A 15,217-nucleotide genomic window follows, 5' to 3' on the forward strand; every position below is an offset into this window, starting at 1 on the left:
CCTTGCAGCGCCGTTCCGCCAGACCCTGCCGACGAAAGCTTTCAAGCCTTAAGCGGACTCGGCGACGGTGACCGCGCCGGGGATGCGGATCGTCGCTTTCAACCCGCCCAGTTCGCTGCGATCCAGGGTGACGTCGCCGCCGTGGCCGCGCGCCACATCGCGCGCGATGGCGAGGCCCAGACCGACGCCCTTGCGGTTCTGGTTGCGAGAGTCGTCCAGGCGCGAGAAGGGCCGAAAGGCTTCGTCATACATGGCCTCTGGGATGCCGGGTCCGTCGTCCTCGACGATGATCTCCAGCCCGCCTGACGCCAGGGCGCGGGCCGACAGGCGCACATTCTCGCCGTGCGAGGCGGCGTTGCCGGCCAGGTTTACCAGGGCGCGCTTGAAGGCGAGGGGGCGAACCGAAGCGGTTAGCCCGTCGGCCACCACCACCTCGACCTCGGCGCCGGCGCGTTTCGCATCCTCGCCGGCCGCCTTCAACAGGTCGGAAATCGACACCGGCTTGGGCGGTTCGCCCGCTTCGCCACGGGCGAAGTCGAGGTATTCGTCGATCATATGCTCCATCTCGTCCAGGTCGCCGCGCATGGCGGACTGGCGCTTGAAGGGGGGAGCCAGAGCCAGTTCGAGACGCAGACGGGTCAGGGGCGTGCGTAGGTCGTGGCTGACCGAGGCGAGCAGGGCGGTGCGCTGATCGATGTGGCGCTGGATGCGGTCTCGCATGGCCATGAAGGCGACGGCGGCGGCGCGAACCTCGCGTGCACCGTGTGGCTTGAACCGCGGCACGGTTTCGCCACGCCCGAAGGCCTCGGCCGCGTCGGCCAGACGCTCGATGGCGCGGACCTGATTACGAATGAACAGGATGGCGACGCCCATCAGCAGGACGGTCGCCACCGCCAACCACAGGACGAAGATATGGGCCTGCGTCGCCACCGCGCGCTCGCGCGGGGCGATGATGCGCAGCACCCCTTGCGGCTCCTGCACCTGGATGTCGACGTAGGCGGGATAGCGGGTGGTGTCGAACCAGTAGGGGCGGTCCAGACGCGCATCCAAGGCCCTGTCCAGCACCCGGTCCACCACGCCGATGGCGCCGCGGCGTTCTTCCGTCGGAAGGGTGCGCCCATCCTGAAGCACGATGGACAGGGACATGGATCGCTCGGCGCGATTGGCCAGCTTGTCCAGGTTCGCCGGGCTGGGGTCGTCCTCATAGCTCTCGACGGCCCAGGCGATGTCGCCGGCCAGGCCTTCGGACAGGCGCGCGGTCACCGTCTGCCAGTGGGCGTCGAAGAAGACCCAGGTCACAGCCATCTGCATGACCAGCACCGGCAGGACGATGATCAGCAGCGACCGGCCCCAGAGCGAGGTCGGCAGGCGCCGCTTCAGAAAGCGCGGCCACAGATAGGCGGGCAGAAGCCGCATCCGCTCAGTCGGGAGCCAGCATATAGCCGACGCCGCGCACCGTCTGGAGATAGCGCGGGTTCTTGGGGTCAACCTCCAGCTTGCGGCGCAGGCGCGTCACCTGCACGTCCACGGCGCGGCCGGTGATGTCGGCGGTGTCGGGCGACAGGCTCATCCGCTCGACCGGCGCATGGGCGTGAAGCGCCAGGGTCTTGAGCAACTGGGCCTCGGCTTCGGTCAGGCGCTGGGGCGCGCCGTCACGGCTCAACTCCAGCCGTTCCATGTCGAAGACGGCGGTGCCCAGCTTGATCTCCTTGGGACCGATCGGCTTGCCGCCGGTGCGACGCAGGATGGCGTCGATGCGGAGCACCAGTTCGCGCGGTTCGAACGGCTTGGACATATAGTCGTCGGCGCCGCGCGACAGACCTTCGATACGGTCTTCAGGATCGCCGCGCGCGGTCAGCAGCAGGACCGGCGTCTTGGAAAGCTCGGCTTTGTTGCGGACCCAGCTGGTCAGGTCCAAGCCGCTTTCGCCCGGCATCATGACGTCCAGCACGACCAGATCGAACTCGATCAGCTCCATCATCCGCTTGGCGGCGGCCGCATGCGCGGCGCCCGTCACGCGATAGCCTTCGCGCGCCAGGAATTCCTTCAGCAGTTCGCGGATGCGATCGTCGTCGTCGACAATCAGCAGATGGCGGCCGACGCCAGGGCCGGCGATGGGGCCTGAGCGGCCATGCGAACGCGATTCCGTCATGCTCATGCGACGTTTCCCCCGCTTGCGGCGTTGACCTGAGCGATTCGTGCGGCTCTAAGACCGTCAGTTTCGCGGGAGACGTATTTCAATGGCCTTCGTTCCTTTCGACGATCGTGACGGCTTCATCTGGGTGAATGGCGATTTCGTCCCCTGGAGGGAAGCGAAAACGCACGTTCTGACCCATGCCCTTCACTATGGCTCGTCGGTCTTTGAGGGTGAGCGTATGTACGGCGGCGAAATCTTCAAGCTGACGCAACATTCCGAGCGCCTGAAGCGGTCCGCCAACCTGCTCGATTTCGAGATACCCTACAGCGTCGCCGAAATCGACGCCTTCTGTAAGGAAACCTGCGCCAAGAACGGTCTGACGGACTGCTATGTGCGTCCCGTCGCCTACCTGGGCCCGGAACAGACCAGCGTTTCGGCCCTGAACAACAAGGTCCACCTGGCCATCGCCGTGTGGGACTGGCCCAGCTATTTCGACCCTGAGGTCAAGGCGCGCGGCCTGCGTCTGGAATGGTCCAAGTGGCGTCGTCCTGATCCGGCGACGGCCCCGACGACGGCCAAGGCGGCGGGTCTGTACATGATCTGCACCATGTCCAAGAACGCCGCCGAGCGGCGTGGTTTCGCTGACGCCTTGATGCTGGACTGGCGCGGCTATGTCGCCGAGGCGACCGGCGCCAACGTCTTCTTCGTCAAGGACGGCGTCATCCACACGCCGAACGTCGAGCACATTCTGGACGGCATCACCCGCCAGACGGTGATCGAGATCGCGCGCGAAAAGGGCATCGAGGTCGTGGTGCGCGAGATCAAGCCGGAAGAACTGTCGGACTTCACCGAATGCTTCCTGACCGGCACCGCCGTCGAGGTGACCCCGGTCGCCGAGGTGGGCGAATACCGCTTCACCCCCGGCGCCCTGTCGCTGGATCTGATGGATCACTACGGCAAGCTGGTGCGCGGCCAGCTGTAAGCCGAGGCGCGACGACACGATGAGGGCGGTCCCTGAAGGGGCCGCCCTTTTTCGTTTCGCTTGCCAGCCGCGTCACTTTGTCCTTGAAGCGAATACAGACCGGCAGGCGCGCCGGGTGCGGGGATCGTTTCTCATGTTCAGCCTCCTGAACCTCCAGAGCCTTCTGGGTCTGGTCGTCATCGTCGCGGTCTGCTGGGCGATTTCGGAAAACCGCAAGGCCTTTCCCTGGCGGCTGACGATCGGCGCGATCCTGGTGCAGGCAGGGCTGGTACTCGCCCTGTTCGCCATTCCGGGCTCGCAGGCGGTGCTGGCGGCGGTGACGGGCGCGGTGGACGGTCTGGCGGTCGCGACGACCGAGGGGACCAAGTTCGTCTTCGGCTATCTGGCCGGCGGGGACCAACCCTATACGGTCTCGAACCAGGGCGCGCTTTTCACCTTCGCCTTCCAGGTTCTGCCGCTGATCCTGGTGATTTCCGCCCTGTCGGCCCTGCTGTGGCACTGGAAGATTCTGAAGTGGATCACGCTGGGCTTCGGCTTTCTGTTCCAGAAAACGATGGGTTTGGGCGGCGCGTCGGCCCTGGCGGTCGCGGCCAACATCTTCCTAGGCATGATCGAAAGCCCGATCGTGATCCGCGCCTATCTGGATAAGCTGACGCGGTCCGAGATCTTCCTGATGATGGTGGTGGGCCTGGCGACGGTCGCCGGTTCGACCATGGTGGCCTATGCGACGATCCTGTCGCCGGTGCTGCCCAATGCGGCAGGCCACGTGCTGGTGGCCTCGATCGTTTCGGCGCCGGCCGGCGTGCTGCTGGCGCGGATCATCATTCCCGAGAAAGAGGGGATGGGCGGCGCGGTCGCCGACTATGACTCGGCGCTGAAGTACGACAGCGCCATCGACGCCATCGTCAAAGGCACATCCGACGGCCTGATGGTCGTGTTGAATATCTCGGCCGTGCTGATCGTGTTCGTGGCCTTGGTCGCTTTGGTCAACGTCATGCTGGGCGGGTTCGTCGTGTTCGATGCGCCCCTGACCGTCGAGCGGATGCTGGGCTGGATCTTCGCGCCGGTCGCCTGGCTGATCGGGGTCGAGTGGAAGGACGCCGATGTCGCCGGCTGGCTGCTGGGCGTGAAACTGACCCTGACCGAGTTCGTCGCCTTCATCGACCTGGGCAAGGTGCCGGCCGCAGACATGACCGAGCGCACGCGGATGCTGATGACCTACGCCCTATGCGGCTTCGCCAATATCGGCTCGGTCGGCATCACCGTCACCGGCCTGTCTGTCCTGATGCCCGAACGCCGCGAGGAAGTGCTGGGCATGGTCTGGAAGGGCCTTTTCGCCGGCTTTTTAGCCACCTTGATGACCGCGGCCATCGTCGGCGCGATGCCCAGCGTTGTCTTCGGCTAGGACACGCTCAGCGCGGCGTGAACTTGCGGATGACGCCGGAGAAGGTCATCAGCAGGCGCTCGCCGGTATTGATCTGGCCCCGCACGAAGATCAGGCTCTTGCCGGCCTTGGTGACCTGGCCGGTGGCCTCGATCAGTTCGCCGACATAGCCGCCGTCGATGAAGGTGGAGTCCAGCTGAACCGTGACGCCCGAGGCACCTTCCATCTCCTGATAGGCGATCTGGAACATGGCGATGTCGGCGAAGGTCATCAGGCAGCCGCCGTGCATCCGCCCGCCTGCGTTCATATGCTTCTGCTCGGCGCGGAAGGCGCAGCGCATGTGCCCGTCGGGATCCGGCTTGCCGTAGAAGGGGCCGACCACCGTGTCGAAGGTGTCGTGCAGATCGTAGGTCTGCCAGCCGGCGAACTCGCCCTCGGTGATGGTGATTTTCTTGGGCATGCAGACTCGGCCTTACTTATGGGCGTGCGTTGCAGCATATAGGCGCAATGAGCGACCCGATCGAAACCGCAATCCTGAACAAAATCGCCGCGCTTGAGCCCGGCAAGAGCATTGAGCCGGCGGAAGTGGCCAAAGAGCTACAGCCCGAGCAGTGGCAGCGCATGCTGCCCAAGGTCCGCGCGACCGCTTTGGGTCTGATGCGCCAGGGCAAGCTGACCATCACCAAGAAGGGCAAGGCGGTCGATCCGGACAATTTCCGCGGCGTCACGCGCCTGCGCCAGGCGACCGAGGAAGAAACGGCCCTGGCGCTGAGCCGCCGTCCGCCGGTCGTCGAGGGCGATGACGACTGATCTCCAGGATATCCTGAACGACATCCGCGCCTGTCGCGCCTGCGCGGGCGTCCTGCCGCACACGCCGCGCCCGGTGGTGCGGGTCTTTCCCGAGACGCGGCTGCTGATCTGCGGCCAGGCGCCGGGACGACGCGTCCACGAGAGCGGCCTGCCGTTCACGGATCCCTCCGGCGATCGCCTTCGTGACTGGATGGGCGTGGACTACGAGACCTTCTACGCCGATCCGCGCATCGGGGTGGCGGCCCAGGCCTTCTGCTATCCGGGCACCGCGCCGAAAGGCGGCGACTATCCGCCGCCGACACGCTGTGCGGAACTGTGGCGACCGCAGTTGCTGGACGCCCTGCCGCAGATGGAGCTGACCTTGCTGGTCGGCGGCTATGCCCAGGCGTGGGCGCTGGGCGACAGGGCCAAGCGGACCATGTCCGAGACGGTTAGGGCGTGGCGGGAGTATGCACCGGATCTGCTGGTGCTGCCGCATCCGTCGTGGCGCAATACGGCCTGGCTGAAGAAGAATCCGTGGTTCGAGGCGGAGGTGCTTCCCTATCTCCGGGAACGGGTTCAGCGCATTCTGACTTCTGCAAATCCGGCGGCCATTCGCTCCAGCGAGAAGGACACGCCGGTGGTATCATGAGCGCTGCTTGGGACACATGGCCTTGATCGCCTCCAGACTTATGCCGCTGACCGCCGCGCTCATTCTGTCGGCCTGCGCCGCACCCCACATTCAGCCGCCGTTGACGCCGCCACCGGGCTTTGTCGGCGCCCATGTCGAGGATCGGGCGCTTGTCATGTCGGACGGCGCGCGCCTGCCGTATCTGCATTGGGGGCCAAAGGATGGGGCGCCTTGGGCGGTGATCGTGGCCCTGCATGGGATGAACGATCACGACGCCAGCTTCCGCTTGGCCGGCCCTTGGTGGGCCGAGCAGGGTATCGAGACCTGGTCCTACGACCAGCGTGGCTTCGGCGGGGCGCCGGGGCGGGGCGAATGGGCCGGGCAGCAGCGGATGACGGATGATCTGCGCGAGATCACCGCGATGGCGCGGGCCCGCTATCCCAATGCCGTCATCGCTGTGGTGGGCGAGAGTATGGGAGGGTCGGTGACGGCGGCGGCGTTCGGCTCCGACAATCCGCCGGATGCGGACCGGATCGTGCTGCTGGCGCCCGGCGTATGGGGCTGGTCGACGCAAGGACCGTTGAACAGCACGGCGCTGAACATCGCAGCTCGAGCGCTGGGCGACGTGGCGCTGGAGCCGCCGGAATTCATCACGCGCGACATCCACGCCTCTTCGAATACATTGGAGCTGATCCGCAACGGGCGCGATCCGATAAGCATCCTCGCGACGCGGTTCGACACCGTCTATGGGCTGGTCGATCTGATGGAGGCCTCATCGCGCAGCCTGGGCCGCATTCGGGGCGACGCCATCCTGATGTACGGCGCCCACGACGAGGTGGTGAAGAAGGGGCCGATGAAGGCAGCGCTTGAGCGGGCCGAGCGGGAGGGCGGAACGCTGCGGACCGCCTGGTATCCGAACGGCTGGCATCTGCTGAACCGCGATCTGGACGCCGAGATCGTCTATCGCGACGTCGTCTCGTGGTTGAGAGACCCGAAAGCCCCCTTGCCGTCCGGTGCACCGGCGGTTTTGCCGCAGCTTCAGGCGGGCGGGGCGCGCCCTTAAGCGGGTCTTAACGCGACGTTTACCATCCAGGCGGCATTTTCTGCCTAGCGGGGCGTTCGTGTCTCCCGCGAGTAGGGGGCGGGGACGCGTGGGCGGCTTCACAGCGGCGTTGCAGAAGTTCGGGATCGGCCGTCTGGCTGCGGTCCTCGGCGTCGCCGCAGGCGTGGCCGCCGTGCTGGTCGCCATCATGCTGCGCATGGGCCAAGCGCCCGACGCGCTTCTCTATTCCAACCTGGATCTGCGCGAGGCCAGCGAGATAAGCGCCGCCCTGGATCAGGCCGGCATCAAATATTCGTCCAAGGGCGACGGTTCGACCATCATGGTCAACCGCGACGAAGTCGGCACGGCGCGGATGCTGGTCGCGGGCAAGGGTTTGGTCACGTCCGGATCGGTTGGTTACGAGCTGTTCGACAGCCAGTCGGTGCTGGGTCAGACCGAGTTCCAGCAACAGTTGAACGAACAGCGCGCCCTGCAGGGCGAACTGTCGCGCACCATCATGTCTATGCGCGGCATCACCGCCGCCCGCGTCCACATCACCATGCCGCGCCGCGAGATGTTCACCTCGGCCGCCGGCGAACCGACCGCCGCCGTTCTGGTGGGCCTGGGCGGGCGTGACCTGACCAGCGACCAAGTGCGGGCGATCCGCAACCTGGTGGCCTCGTCCGTGCCGAACCTGAAGCCCGACCGCGTCACCGTCGCGGACCAAACGAACCGCACCCTGGCGGCCGGCAGCGACGACGGAACCTTCACCTCGGCTTCCGCCGCCGAGGCCAAGGGCAATACCGAGAGCCAGCTTCAGGCGCGCATCAAGGACATCGTCGAAGGCGTCGTGGGCGCCGGCGCCGCCCGTGTTCAGGTCACGGCCGACATCGACCAGAGCCGCGCCACGACACAGGAAGAGAAGTTCGATCCCGACGGTCAGGTCGTCCGCTCGACCACGACCAACGGCTCGCAATCCGCAGACAACAGCGCCCAGCCCGACGGCGGCGTGACTGCGACGAACAACATCCCCGGCGGGGCTGCGCCCGGCGCGACGCCGGCCGGTTCGACCAACTCGGAAAACGCCGAGACGACCAACTACGAAATCTCCAAGACCACCACGACCACGACCAAGGAGCCGGGAGAGGTCAAGAAGCTGGCCGTCGCCGTCGCGGTCGACGGCAAGTGGACCCCGGCCAAGGACGGCAAGGGCGAGCCGACCTATGCGCCGCGCACGGCCGAGGAGATCGCCCAGATCAAGTCGCTGGTCGCCGCCGCCGCCGGCATCGACGAGACGCGCGGCGACAAGATCGAGGTCATCAACGTCCGCTTCAACCACGACACCGGCATCGAGGGCGGTCTGGACGGCAAGTCGTCGCTGCTGGACTTCTCCAAGAACGACATCATGCGTTTCGTCGAACTGGGCATTCTGACGGTCGTCGCCTTGCTGCTGATCTTCTTCGTGCTGCGTCCTCTGCTGAAGACGGCGGCGGGCGGCGGGGCCAATCTGCCGGCGCTGGCGGGCACCAACGGCGTGCCGGTCACGACCGTGGCGACCACGGTGATCGGCCCGGACGGCCAGCCTCAGCTGGTTCAGCTGCCGGCGCCCAGCGAGATGGAACAGAAGATCGACATCGCCCGCATCGAGGGTCAGGTGAAGGCGTCGTCGGTCAAGAAGGTCGCCGACTTCGTTCAGTCGCATCCCGATGACGCGGCCGGCATCCTGCGGACCTGGGTGGCCGAAGGCTGATGGCGAAGCTGGTCAACAAGAAAGCCTCGATCGACGATCCCAACAAGCTGTCGGGGCCGGAGAAGGCCGCCGTCATCCTGCTGGCGCTGGGCGAAGAGCACACCGCCCTGTGGGAGCGGCTGGACGACGACGAGGTCAAGGAAATCTCCCAGGCCATGGCGACCCTGGGCAACGTCAGCGCCGAGGCCGTCGAGGCCCTGATGATCGAGTTCGTCTCGGGCCTGTCCGGCTCCGGGGCCGTGATGGGCAGCTATGAGCAGACGCAAAAGCTGCTGGCCGCCTTCCTGCCCAAGGATCGCGTCGACGGCCTGATGGAGGAAATCCGGGGGCCGGCCGGTCGCACCATGTGGGACAAGCTGGGCAATGTGAACGAGGCCGTTCTCGCCAACTATCTGAAGAACGAATACCCCCAGACCGTCGCCGTGATTCTGTCCAAGGTGCGCTCGGACCACGCCGCCCGCGTCCTGACCAGCCTACCGGAAGACTTCGCCCTGGAATGCGTTCAGCGGATGCTGCGCATGGAGCCCGTGCAGCGCGAGATCCTGGACAAGATTGAGGCCACGCTGCGCACCGAGTTCATGTCGAACCTGGCGCGCACCTCCAAGCGCGACAGCCACGAGATGATGGCCGACATCTTCAACAGCTTCGACCGCCAGACCGAGGCCCGCTTCATCGGGGCTCTGGAAGAGCGCAATCGTGAATCGGCCGAACGCATCCGCGCCCTGATGTTCGTCTTCGAGGATCTGTCCAAGCTGGATCCGGGCGGGGTGCAGACCTTGCTGCGCGCCGTGGACAAGGATTCGCTGGGCCTGGCGATGAAGGGCGCGTCCGAAGGTCTGCGCGAGATGTTCTTCTCCAACATGTCCGAGCGCGCGTCCAAGATCATGCGCGAGGACATGGAGTCGATGGGGCCGGTGCGTCTGAAGGACGTGGACGCCGCCCAGATGGCCATGGTCCAGGTCGCCAAGGATCTGGCCGCCAAGGGCGACATCATGCTGGCCGGTCAGGGCGCCGACGACGAGTTGATCTACTGACATGACCCAGTCCCCTGAAATCCGGCGCCTCTTCGCCTTTGACACAGAGTTTGACGCGGACGGCACGGTCGTGCGCCCGGGTGCCTGGACGCCAGCCAAACGCTCCTATCTGCCGGCCGAGGTCGATGCTCTGGTCGCCCAAGGGCGTCTGGAGGCGCGCGAACAGGCGCTCAGCGAGGTCGAAAACATCCGCGCCATGGCCCTGAGCAATATCGCCCAGGCTGTGGCCTCGGCCATGCCGACCCTGAAGGCTGTGGCCCAGGCGCACCGGGAACAGGCCGCTGACCTAGCCCTGGCTGCTGCGAGCACCATCGCCGGGGCCGCTCTGGAGCGGTTTCCGCATGCGCCGCTGAAAGCCGCGTTGGAACTGTTGGCGCAGGAAATCGACGCCTCGCCACGTCTGGTCGTTCGCGCCTCGGGCCTGGATGACGAGGCGCGCGGCCTAATCGAGCGCGCCTGTGCCGACAGCGGCTTTACCGGCGTAGTCGCCTTCCGCGATGAACCGGGCATGGCCCAGGCCGCCTTCCAGTTGGAATGGGCCGACGGGCGCGCTGATCACGATCCACAAGGCTCGGCCGACCGTGTCGCCGAGGCCCTGACCGCCGCCTTGGCCGCCGAGGCCGGACACGCCGAAACCCTTCCCGTCGACAGGAGCATGTTCTGATGGCATCCGACGACCTGGCGCTGGAGGAATTCTCCGGCCTTTCGGGCCTGCCGCCCCTGGACGACAGCGGCGAAAAGAGCGCCGCCGACCTGGCGACCGTCTTTGACGTGCCGGTCAACATCTCGGCGGTTCTGGGCAAGTCGCACATGTCGGTGGCCCAGCTGCTGAAACTGAACAAGGGCTCGGTGCTGGAGCTGGACCGCAAGGTCGGCGAGGCGATCGACATCTTCGTCAACAACCGCCTGATCGCGCGCGGCGAGGTCGTCGTCGTCGACGACCGGCTGGGCGTGACCATGACGGAAATCATCAAGACCGAGGACTCGGGCGCCTGATTGGCGACCGGCTTTAGAGATTAGAGGAGAAGAACGATGCGTCTTCTGGTGGTAGGCAGACTGAGCGGCCAGCTCGCTTCGGCGGTGAAGATGGCCATGGCGCACGGCGCCAAGGTCAATCACGTCGAGCGCGCCGACCAGGCGACCGAACAACTTCGCCGGGGGCAGGGCGCCGACTTGCTGATGGTCGACTATCAGCTGGACATCGCCGCCCTGATCGCCGCCAACGAGGCCGAGCGGATCACCATTCCGGTCGTGGCCTTCGGCGTCGACGCCGATGCGCGAGAGGCGGCCGCCGCCATCAAGGCCGGCGCCAAGGAGTTCATTCCGCTTCCGCCCGACGCCGAACTGATCGCCGCCGTCCTGTCGGCTGTCGCCGACGACGAAAAGCCGATGATCTCGGCCGACCCGTCGATGAAGGCGGTGCTGCAACTGGCCGACCAAGTCGCGCGCTCGGAAGCCTCGATCCTGATCACCGGCGAAAGCGGCGTCGGCAAGGAGGTGATGGCGCGCTATCTGCACGAGCACTCGCGCCGGTCGGAACGCCCCTTCATCAGCGTCAACTGCGCCGCCATTCCCGACAACCTGCTGGAGTCCGAACTGTTCGGCCATGAGAAGGGCGCCTTCACCGGCGCCGTCGCGCGCCGCATCGGCAAGTTCGAAGAGGCCGACGGCGGCACGCTTCTGCTGGACGAAATCTCCGAGATGGACGCCCGGCTCCAGGCCAAGCTGCTGCGCGCCATCCAGGAGCGCGTCATCGACCGCGTGGGCGGCTCCAAGCCGGTCTCGGTCAACATCCGCATCATCGCCACCTCGAACCGCGATCTGGCCAAAGCCGTGGCGGAAGGCACCTTCCGTGAGGACCTGCTGTATCGCCTGAACGTGGTGAACCTGCGCCTGCCGTCCTTGCGCGAGCGGCCCGGCGACATCGTGGTTCTGGCCGACCATTTCATCAAGAAATACGCCGCCGCCAACGGCGTGCCGGTACGTCCGATCTCGGCCGCCGCGCGTCAGGCCATTTCGGCCCATCGCTGGCCAGGCAACGTCCGCGAGCTGGAAAACGCCATGCACCGCGCGGTGCTGCTGGCGACCGGCCCTGAGATCGACGTCGACGCCATCCGCCTGCCGGACGGTCAGCCGCTGGGCGGCATGGGCGCGGGCATGATGGCGGGACAGGCCTATGAAGCGCCGCAAGCCGGAGTGGCTGCGCGTGCCGCCCAGGCAGCCGACGCCGTGACCCGCAGCTTCGTGGGTCAGACTGTGGCGGCGATGGAAAAGACGCTGATCCTGGACACCCTGACCCACTGCCTGGGCAACCGCACCCACGCGGCCAACATCCTGGGCATCTCGATCCGCACCCTGCGCAACAAGCTGAACGAATACGCTGATGAGGGCACGGCCATTCCGGCGCCGATGAGCGGCGTCTCCGCCTCGGGCTACGCGGCCTGAACCCATGCGCGCACCCGTGGAGCGCCGATGCGTCCTGACGGGGCTGGCCGCCTTGAGCGCGGTCGGCTGTTCGCCGCGCGCGGAATCACACCCTGCCGCGCCCGCCCCTCTGTCAGAAGAGATCATTGACCTGGCCGACCTGGAAGCGCGCAATGGCGGCCGTCTGGGCTTCGTCGTTCAGGACGCGGCGACAGGGCGTAAGCTGGTTTGGCGCGGCGACGAACGCTTCGTCTATTGCTCGACCTTCAAACTGTATCTGGCCGCCGCGACCCTGTTGCGGGTGCAGGCCGGGCAGGAGCGACTGGATCGCCGCATCCCCATCGCTGCGGCGGACATGATCAACCACGCTCCGGTGACGGAGCCCGCCGTTGGCGCCAGCCTAACGGTCGAGCAGTTGATGAAGGGCGCGGTTGAGGTCAGCGACAACCCCGCCGCCAATCTGTTGCTGAAGGCCATGGGCGGCCCGTCGGCGATGCAGACCTTCTATCGCGGCATCGGCGACGACAGCACCCGCTCAGATCGGTTCGAGCCCGAGATGAATCGCCTGGACGGCGACAAGGATACGATCCTTCCCAACCAGTCGGTCGCCAATCTTGAACGTCTTTTTCTGGATCCGACCTCGCCCCTGACGGCGGCGTCGCGCGCCCTGTTGCTGCAGTGGATGACCGATACGCCCACGGGTCAGAATCGTCTTAGGGCTGGGACGCCAGCGGATTGGCGGGTGGCGCACAAGACGGGGACGGGGGGCTATGGGCCGACCAATGACATCGGCCTGTTGTATCCGCCGAACGGCCAACCTGTGATCGTCGCCGCCTATTACCACGCTGCCCGGGCGACATCGGACGACGCTAATGCGGCCGTGATCGCTGAGGCGACGCGTCGCGCGCTGAAGGCGTTGGGCCGTGACTGATACGCCGGTGATGATGAAGGACGGCATGGCGCGCCCGACGGGTCGCGACGTCCTGGGCTGGGTCAACCGCGGCGAAGTGCTGATGGCGGTCGGTGTGATCGGCGTGATCATGCTGCTGATCCTGCCGGTGCCCAAGTTCCTGCTGGATCTGCTGCTGGCCTTCTCGCTGGTGTCCAGCGTGCTGATCCTGATGACCGCTGTGATGATGAAGCGGCCGCTGGATTTCGCCATCTTCCCGACCGTGCTGCTGGTCTCGACCCTGTTCCGGCTGGGCCTGAACCTGGCCTCCACGCGTCTGATCCTGACCCACGGCCAGGAAGGTCACGATGCGGCGGGTCAGGTCATCAACGCCTTCGGTCAGCTGATGATGGGCGGCAACTTCATCATCGGGGTGATCATCTTTGCGATCATTCTGGTGGTGAACTTCGTCGTCATCACCAAGGGTTCGACCCGGATCGCCGAAGTGTCCGCCCGCTTCACCCTGGACTCCATGCCGGGCAAGCAGATGGCCATCGACGCCGATCTGTCGTCGGGCCTGATCACCGAGGACCAGGCCAAGCTGCGCCGCAAGGAGCTGGAGCAGGAATCGACCTTCTTCGGCGCCATGGATGGCGCCTCCAAGTTCGTGCGCGGCGACGCCGTCGCCGGGCTGATCATCACCTTCATCAACGCCATCGGCGGCATACTGATCGGCACGCTGCAACACGGCATGCCGGCGATGGAGGCGGCCAACACCTATGTCCAGCTGACCATAGGCGACGGTCTGGTGACGCAGGTGCCTGCCATCATCATCTCGATCGCCGCCGGCTTCCTGGTGTCCAAGGCCGGCGTCGAAGGCACGGCGGATAAGGCCATGGTCACCCAGTTGGCGACCAATCCGGTATCGCTGGGCGTGGTGTCGGGCGCGGCGGGCCTGATCGGCCTGATCCCCGGCATGCCGCTGATCCCGTTCGCGGCCCTGGCCATCGGCTCGGGTTTCATGGCCTGGCGGCTGGGCCGCAATCGCTTGAAGCCTCAACCGACAGAGGCGGAGATTGCGGCGGCGGCGGCGGCCGCAAAACCCATGGAAGACGTCGAAGAGCCGATCGCCAATGTGCTCACCATCGACGAGGTGAAGATCGAACTCGGCTATTCGCTTCTCAGCCTGATCAACGATCTTGAAGGACGCCGCCTGACCGATCAAATCCGCGCGTTGCGGCGGTCGCTGGCCCAGGAATACGGCTTCGTCATTCCCCAGGTGCGCATCCTCGACAATATGCGTCTGCCGACCCAGGGTTACGCCATCCGCATCAAGGAGATGGAGACGGGCGCGGGCGAGGTGCGGCTGGGCCACCTGATGGCGATGGATCCGGCGGGGCGCCAGGTCGAACTTCCGGGCGAGCATATGCGCGAACCCGCCTTTGGTTTGCCGGCGACCTGGATCGAGGAAGGTCTGCGCGAGGAGGCGACGTTCCGGGGCTATACGCTGGTCGATCCGTCGACGGTCCTGACGACCCATCTGACCGAGATCCTGAAAGACAATATGGCCGATCTGCTGTCCTACGCGGAGGTGCAGAAGCTGCTGAAGGAACTGGGCGCCGAGGAGAAGAAGCTGGTCGAAGAACTGGTGCCCAGCGTGGTCACCGTCACGACGCTGCAGCGGGTGTTGCAGTCGCTTCTGCGCGAGAAGGTGTCCATTCGCGACCTCCCTGCGATCCTGGAAGGTTTGGCCGAGGCGGCGCCGCACAGTTCCAGCGTCACCACCCTGGTCGAACACGTTCGTGCGCGCCTGGGCCGCCAACTGTGCTGGCAGAACAAGGACGGCGAAGGGGCCCTGCCCATCGTCACCCTGTCGCCGGAATGGGAAAACGCCTTCGCCGAAAGCCTGATCGGCAATGGCGAGGACAAGCAGCTGGCCATGGCGCCATCGCGCCTTCAGGACTTCATCCGCGCCGTTCGCGACACCTTCGAGCGGATCGCCATGACGGGCGAAAATCCGGTGCTGCTGACCGGGCCGATGACGCGGCCCTATGTGCGATCGATCATCGAACGCTTCCGCGGCCAGACCGTCGTGATGAGCCAGAACGAGATTCATCCCAAGGCCCGGTTGCGGACCCTCGGCCAGGTCTGATCC

The 15,217-nt window shown here is 66.0% G+C and carries 15 protein-coding genes; 12 read left to right on the top strand and 3 right to left on the bottom strand.

Going from position 1 to position 15,217, the window contains the following annotated elements; translation table 11 throughout:
• Positions 1 to 48 precede the first annotated feature (48 nt).
• Together ASF81_RS01320 and ASF81_RS01325 are read right to left on the bottom strand one after the other, a co-directional pair.
• Positions 49 to 1,416, bottom strand: a complete 1,368-nt coding sequence (locus ASF81_RS01320) for a HAMP domain-containing sensor histidine kinase (RefSeq protein ID WP_055803809.1) — start codon at positions 1,414 to 1,416, stop codon at positions 49 to 51.
• Between the two features lie 4 nt (positions 1,417 to 1,420).
• On the bottom strand, positions 1,421 to 2,152 hold the full coding sequence (locus tag ASF81_RS01325; protein WP_369814635.1) for a response regulator: 732 nt from the start codon (positions 2,150 to 2,152) through the stop codon (positions 1,421 to 1,423).
• Positions 2,153 to 2,240: 88 nt separating this feature from the next.
• On the opposite strand from ASF81_RS01325, the gene ASF81_RS01330 reads away from it, so the two are divergent.
• Both ASF81_RS01330 and ASF81_RS01335 read left to right on the top strand, forming a co-directional pair.
• A complete protein-coding gene (locus ASF81_RS01330; protein WP_045810405.1) occupies positions 2,241 to 3,119 on the top strand; it encodes a branched-chain amino acid aminotransferase in 879 nt (292 codons plus the stop codon).
• Positions 3,120 to 3,252: 133 nt separating this feature from the next.
• On the top strand, positions 3,253 to 4,524 hold the full coding sequence (locus ASF81_RS01335; RefSeq protein WP_055803812.1) for a NupC/NupG family nucleoside CNT transporter: 1,272 nt from the start codon (positions 3,253 to 3,255) through the stop codon (positions 4,522 to 4,524).
• 7 nt (positions 4,525 to 4,531) lie between these two features.
• Here the strand turns inward: ASF81_RS01335 and ASF81_RS01340 are convergent, their stop codons facing one another.
• Positions 4,532 to 4,963: a PaaI family thioesterase gene (locus tag ASF81_RS01340; RefSeq protein ID WP_039246907.1), complete on the bottom strand. Its 432-nt coding sequence runs from the start codon at positions 4,961 to 4,963 to the stop codon at positions 4,532 to 4,534.
• A gap of 47 nt (positions 4,964 to 5,010) precedes the next feature.
• Between ASF81_RS01340 and ASF81_RS01345 the strand changes: the two genes are divergently transcribed.
• The 10 genes from ASF81_RS01345 (at position 5,011) to flhA (ending at position 15,214) form a co-directional block, all read left to right on the top strand.
• Positions 5,011 to 5,313, top strand: coding sequence for a DUF3253 domain-containing protein (locus ASF81_RS01345; protein WP_017504494.1), 303 nt, complete (start codon positions 5,011 to 5,013; stop codon positions 5,311 to 5,313).
• Positions 5,303 to 5,944: a uracil-DNA glycosylase family protein gene (locus tag ASF81_RS01350; protein ID WP_055803815.1), complete on the top strand. Its 642-nt coding sequence runs from the start codon at positions 5,303 to 5,305 to the stop codon at positions 5,942 to 5,944. Before ASF81_RS01345 ends, ASF81_RS01350 begins: the two co-directional genes overlap by 11 nt.
• 16 nt (positions 5,945 to 5,960) lie before the next feature.
• Entirely contained in the window at positions 5,961 to 6,986 is a 1,026-nt protein-coding gene (locus tag ASF81_RS01355; protein ID WP_055803817.1) for an alpha/beta fold hydrolase, read from the top strand.
• Positions 6,987 to 7,074: 88 nt separating this feature from the next.
• Positions 7,075 to 8,715, top strand: a complete 1,641-nt coding sequence (fliF, locus tag ASF81_RS01360; protein WP_055803819.1) for a flagellar basal-body MS-ring/collar protein FliF — start codon at positions 7,075 to 7,077, stop codon at positions 8,713 to 8,715.
• The gene (fliG, locus tag ASF81_RS01365) at positions 8,715 to 9,749 is read left to right on the top strand and encodes a flagellar motor switch protein FliG (protein ID WP_055754108.1); all 1,035 of its coding nucleotides are present in this window, start codon (positions 8,715 to 8,717) and stop codon (positions 9,747 to 9,749) included. The genes fliF and fliG overlap by 1 nt, the downstream gene beginning before the upstream one ends.
• 1 nt (position 9,750) lies before the next feature.
• The gene (locus ASF81_RS01370) at positions 9,751 to 10,413 is read left to right on the top strand and encodes a flagellar assembly protein FlbE (RefSeq protein ID WP_055803823.1); all 663 of its coding nucleotides are present in this window, start codon (positions 9,751 to 9,753) and stop codon (positions 10,411 to 10,413) included.
• The gene (gene fliN, locus ASF81_RS01375; RefSeq protein WP_039246916.1) at positions 10,413 to 10,745 is read left to right on the top strand and encodes a flagellar motor switch protein FliN; all 333 of its coding nucleotides are present in this window, start codon (positions 10,413 to 10,415) and stop codon (positions 10,743 to 10,745) included. Before ASF81_RS01370 ends, fliN begins: the two co-directional genes overlap by 1 nt.
• Before the next feature lie 36 nt (positions 10,746 to 10,781).
• Entirely contained in the window at positions 10,782 to 12,194 is a 1,413-nt protein-coding gene (locus ASF81_RS01380; RefSeq protein ID WP_055803826.1) for a sigma-54-dependent Fis family transcriptional regulator, read from the top strand.
• A 4-nt stretch (positions 12,195 to 12,198) separates the two neighbouring features.
• On the top strand, positions 12,199 to 13,104 hold the full coding sequence (gene bla, locus ASF81_RS01385; RefSeq protein ID WP_055803829.1) for a class A beta-lactamase: 906 nt from the start codon (positions 12,199 to 12,201) through the stop codon (positions 13,102 to 13,104).
• Positions 13,105 to 13,114: 10 nt separating this feature from the next.
• Entirely contained in the window at positions 13,115 to 15,214 is a 2,100-nt protein-coding gene (gene flhA, locus ASF81_RS01390) for a flagellar biosynthesis protein FlhA (RefSeq protein ID WP_055803832.1), read from the top strand.
• Positions 15,215 to 15,217 lie beyond the last annotated feature (3 nt).

Origin of the sequence: Brevundimonas sp. Leaf168, assembly GCF_001423685.1 — a bacterium.
Taxonomy (GTDB): Bacteria; Pseudomonadota; Alphaproteobacteria; order Caulobacterales; family Caulobacteraceae; genus Brevundimonas; species Brevundimonas vesicularis_C.

What these genes read in the sequence shown, in the direction of transcription:
- ASF81_RS01320 (WP_055803809.1), bottom strand. Translation starts at nt 1,416, where the DNA reads ATGCGGCTTCTGCCCGCCTATCTGTGGCCGCGCTTTCTGAAGCGGCGC.
- ASF81_RS01325 (WP_369814635.1), bottom strand. Translation starts at nt 2,152, where the DNA reads ATGACGGAATCGCGTTCGCATGGCCGCTCAGGCCCCATCGCCGGCCCT.
- ASF81_RS01330 (WP_045810405.1), top strand. Translation starts at nt 2,241, where the DNA reads ATGGCCTTCGTTCCTTTCGACGATCGTGACGGCTTCATCTGGGTGAAT.
- ASF81_RS01335 (WP_055803812.1), top strand. Translation starts at nt 3,253, where the DNA reads ATGTTCAGCCTCCTGAACCTCCAGAGCCTTCTGGGTCTGGTCGTCATC.
- ASF81_RS01340 (WP_039246907.1), bottom strand. Translation starts at nt 4,963, where the DNA reads ATGCCCAAGAAAATCACCATCACCGAGGGCGAGTTCGCCGGCTGGCAG.
- ASF81_RS01345 (WP_017504494.1), top strand. Translation starts at nt 5,011, where the DNA reads ATGAGCGACCCGATCGAAACCGCAATCCTGAACAAAATCGCCGCGCTT.
- ASF81_RS01350 (WP_055803815.1), top strand. Translation starts at nt 5,303, where the DNA reads ATGACGACTGATCTCCAGGATATCCTGAACGACATCCGCGCCTGTCGC.
- ASF81_RS01355 (WP_055803817.1), top strand. Translation starts at nt 5,961, where the DNA reads ATGGCCTTGATCGCCTCCAGACTTATGCCGCTGACCGCCGCGCTCATT.
- fliG (WP_055754108.1), top strand. Translation starts at nt 8,715, where the DNA reads ATGGCGAAGCTGGTCAACAAGAAAGCCTCGATCGACGATCCCAACAAG.
- ASF81_RS01370 (WP_055803823.1), top strand. Translation starts at nt 9,751, where the DNA reads ATGACCCAGTCCCCTGAAATCCGGCGCCTCTTCGCCTTTGACACAGAG.
- fliN (WP_039246916.1), top strand. Translation starts at nt 10,413, where the DNA reads ATGGCATCCGACGACCTGGCGCTGGAGGAATTCTCCGGCCTTTCGGGC.
- ASF81_RS01380 (WP_055803826.1), top strand. Translation starts at nt 10,782, where the DNA reads ATGCGTCTTCTGGTGGTAGGCAGACTGAGCGGCCAGCTCGCTTCGGCG.
- bla (WP_055803829.1), top strand. Translation starts at nt 12,199, where the DNA reads ATGCGCGCACCCGTGGAGCGCCGATGCGTCCTGACGGGGCTGGCCGCC.
- flhA (WP_055803832.1), top strand. Translation starts at nt 13,115, where the DNA reads ATGATGAAGGACGGCATGGCGCGCCCGACGGGTCGCGACGTCCTGGGC.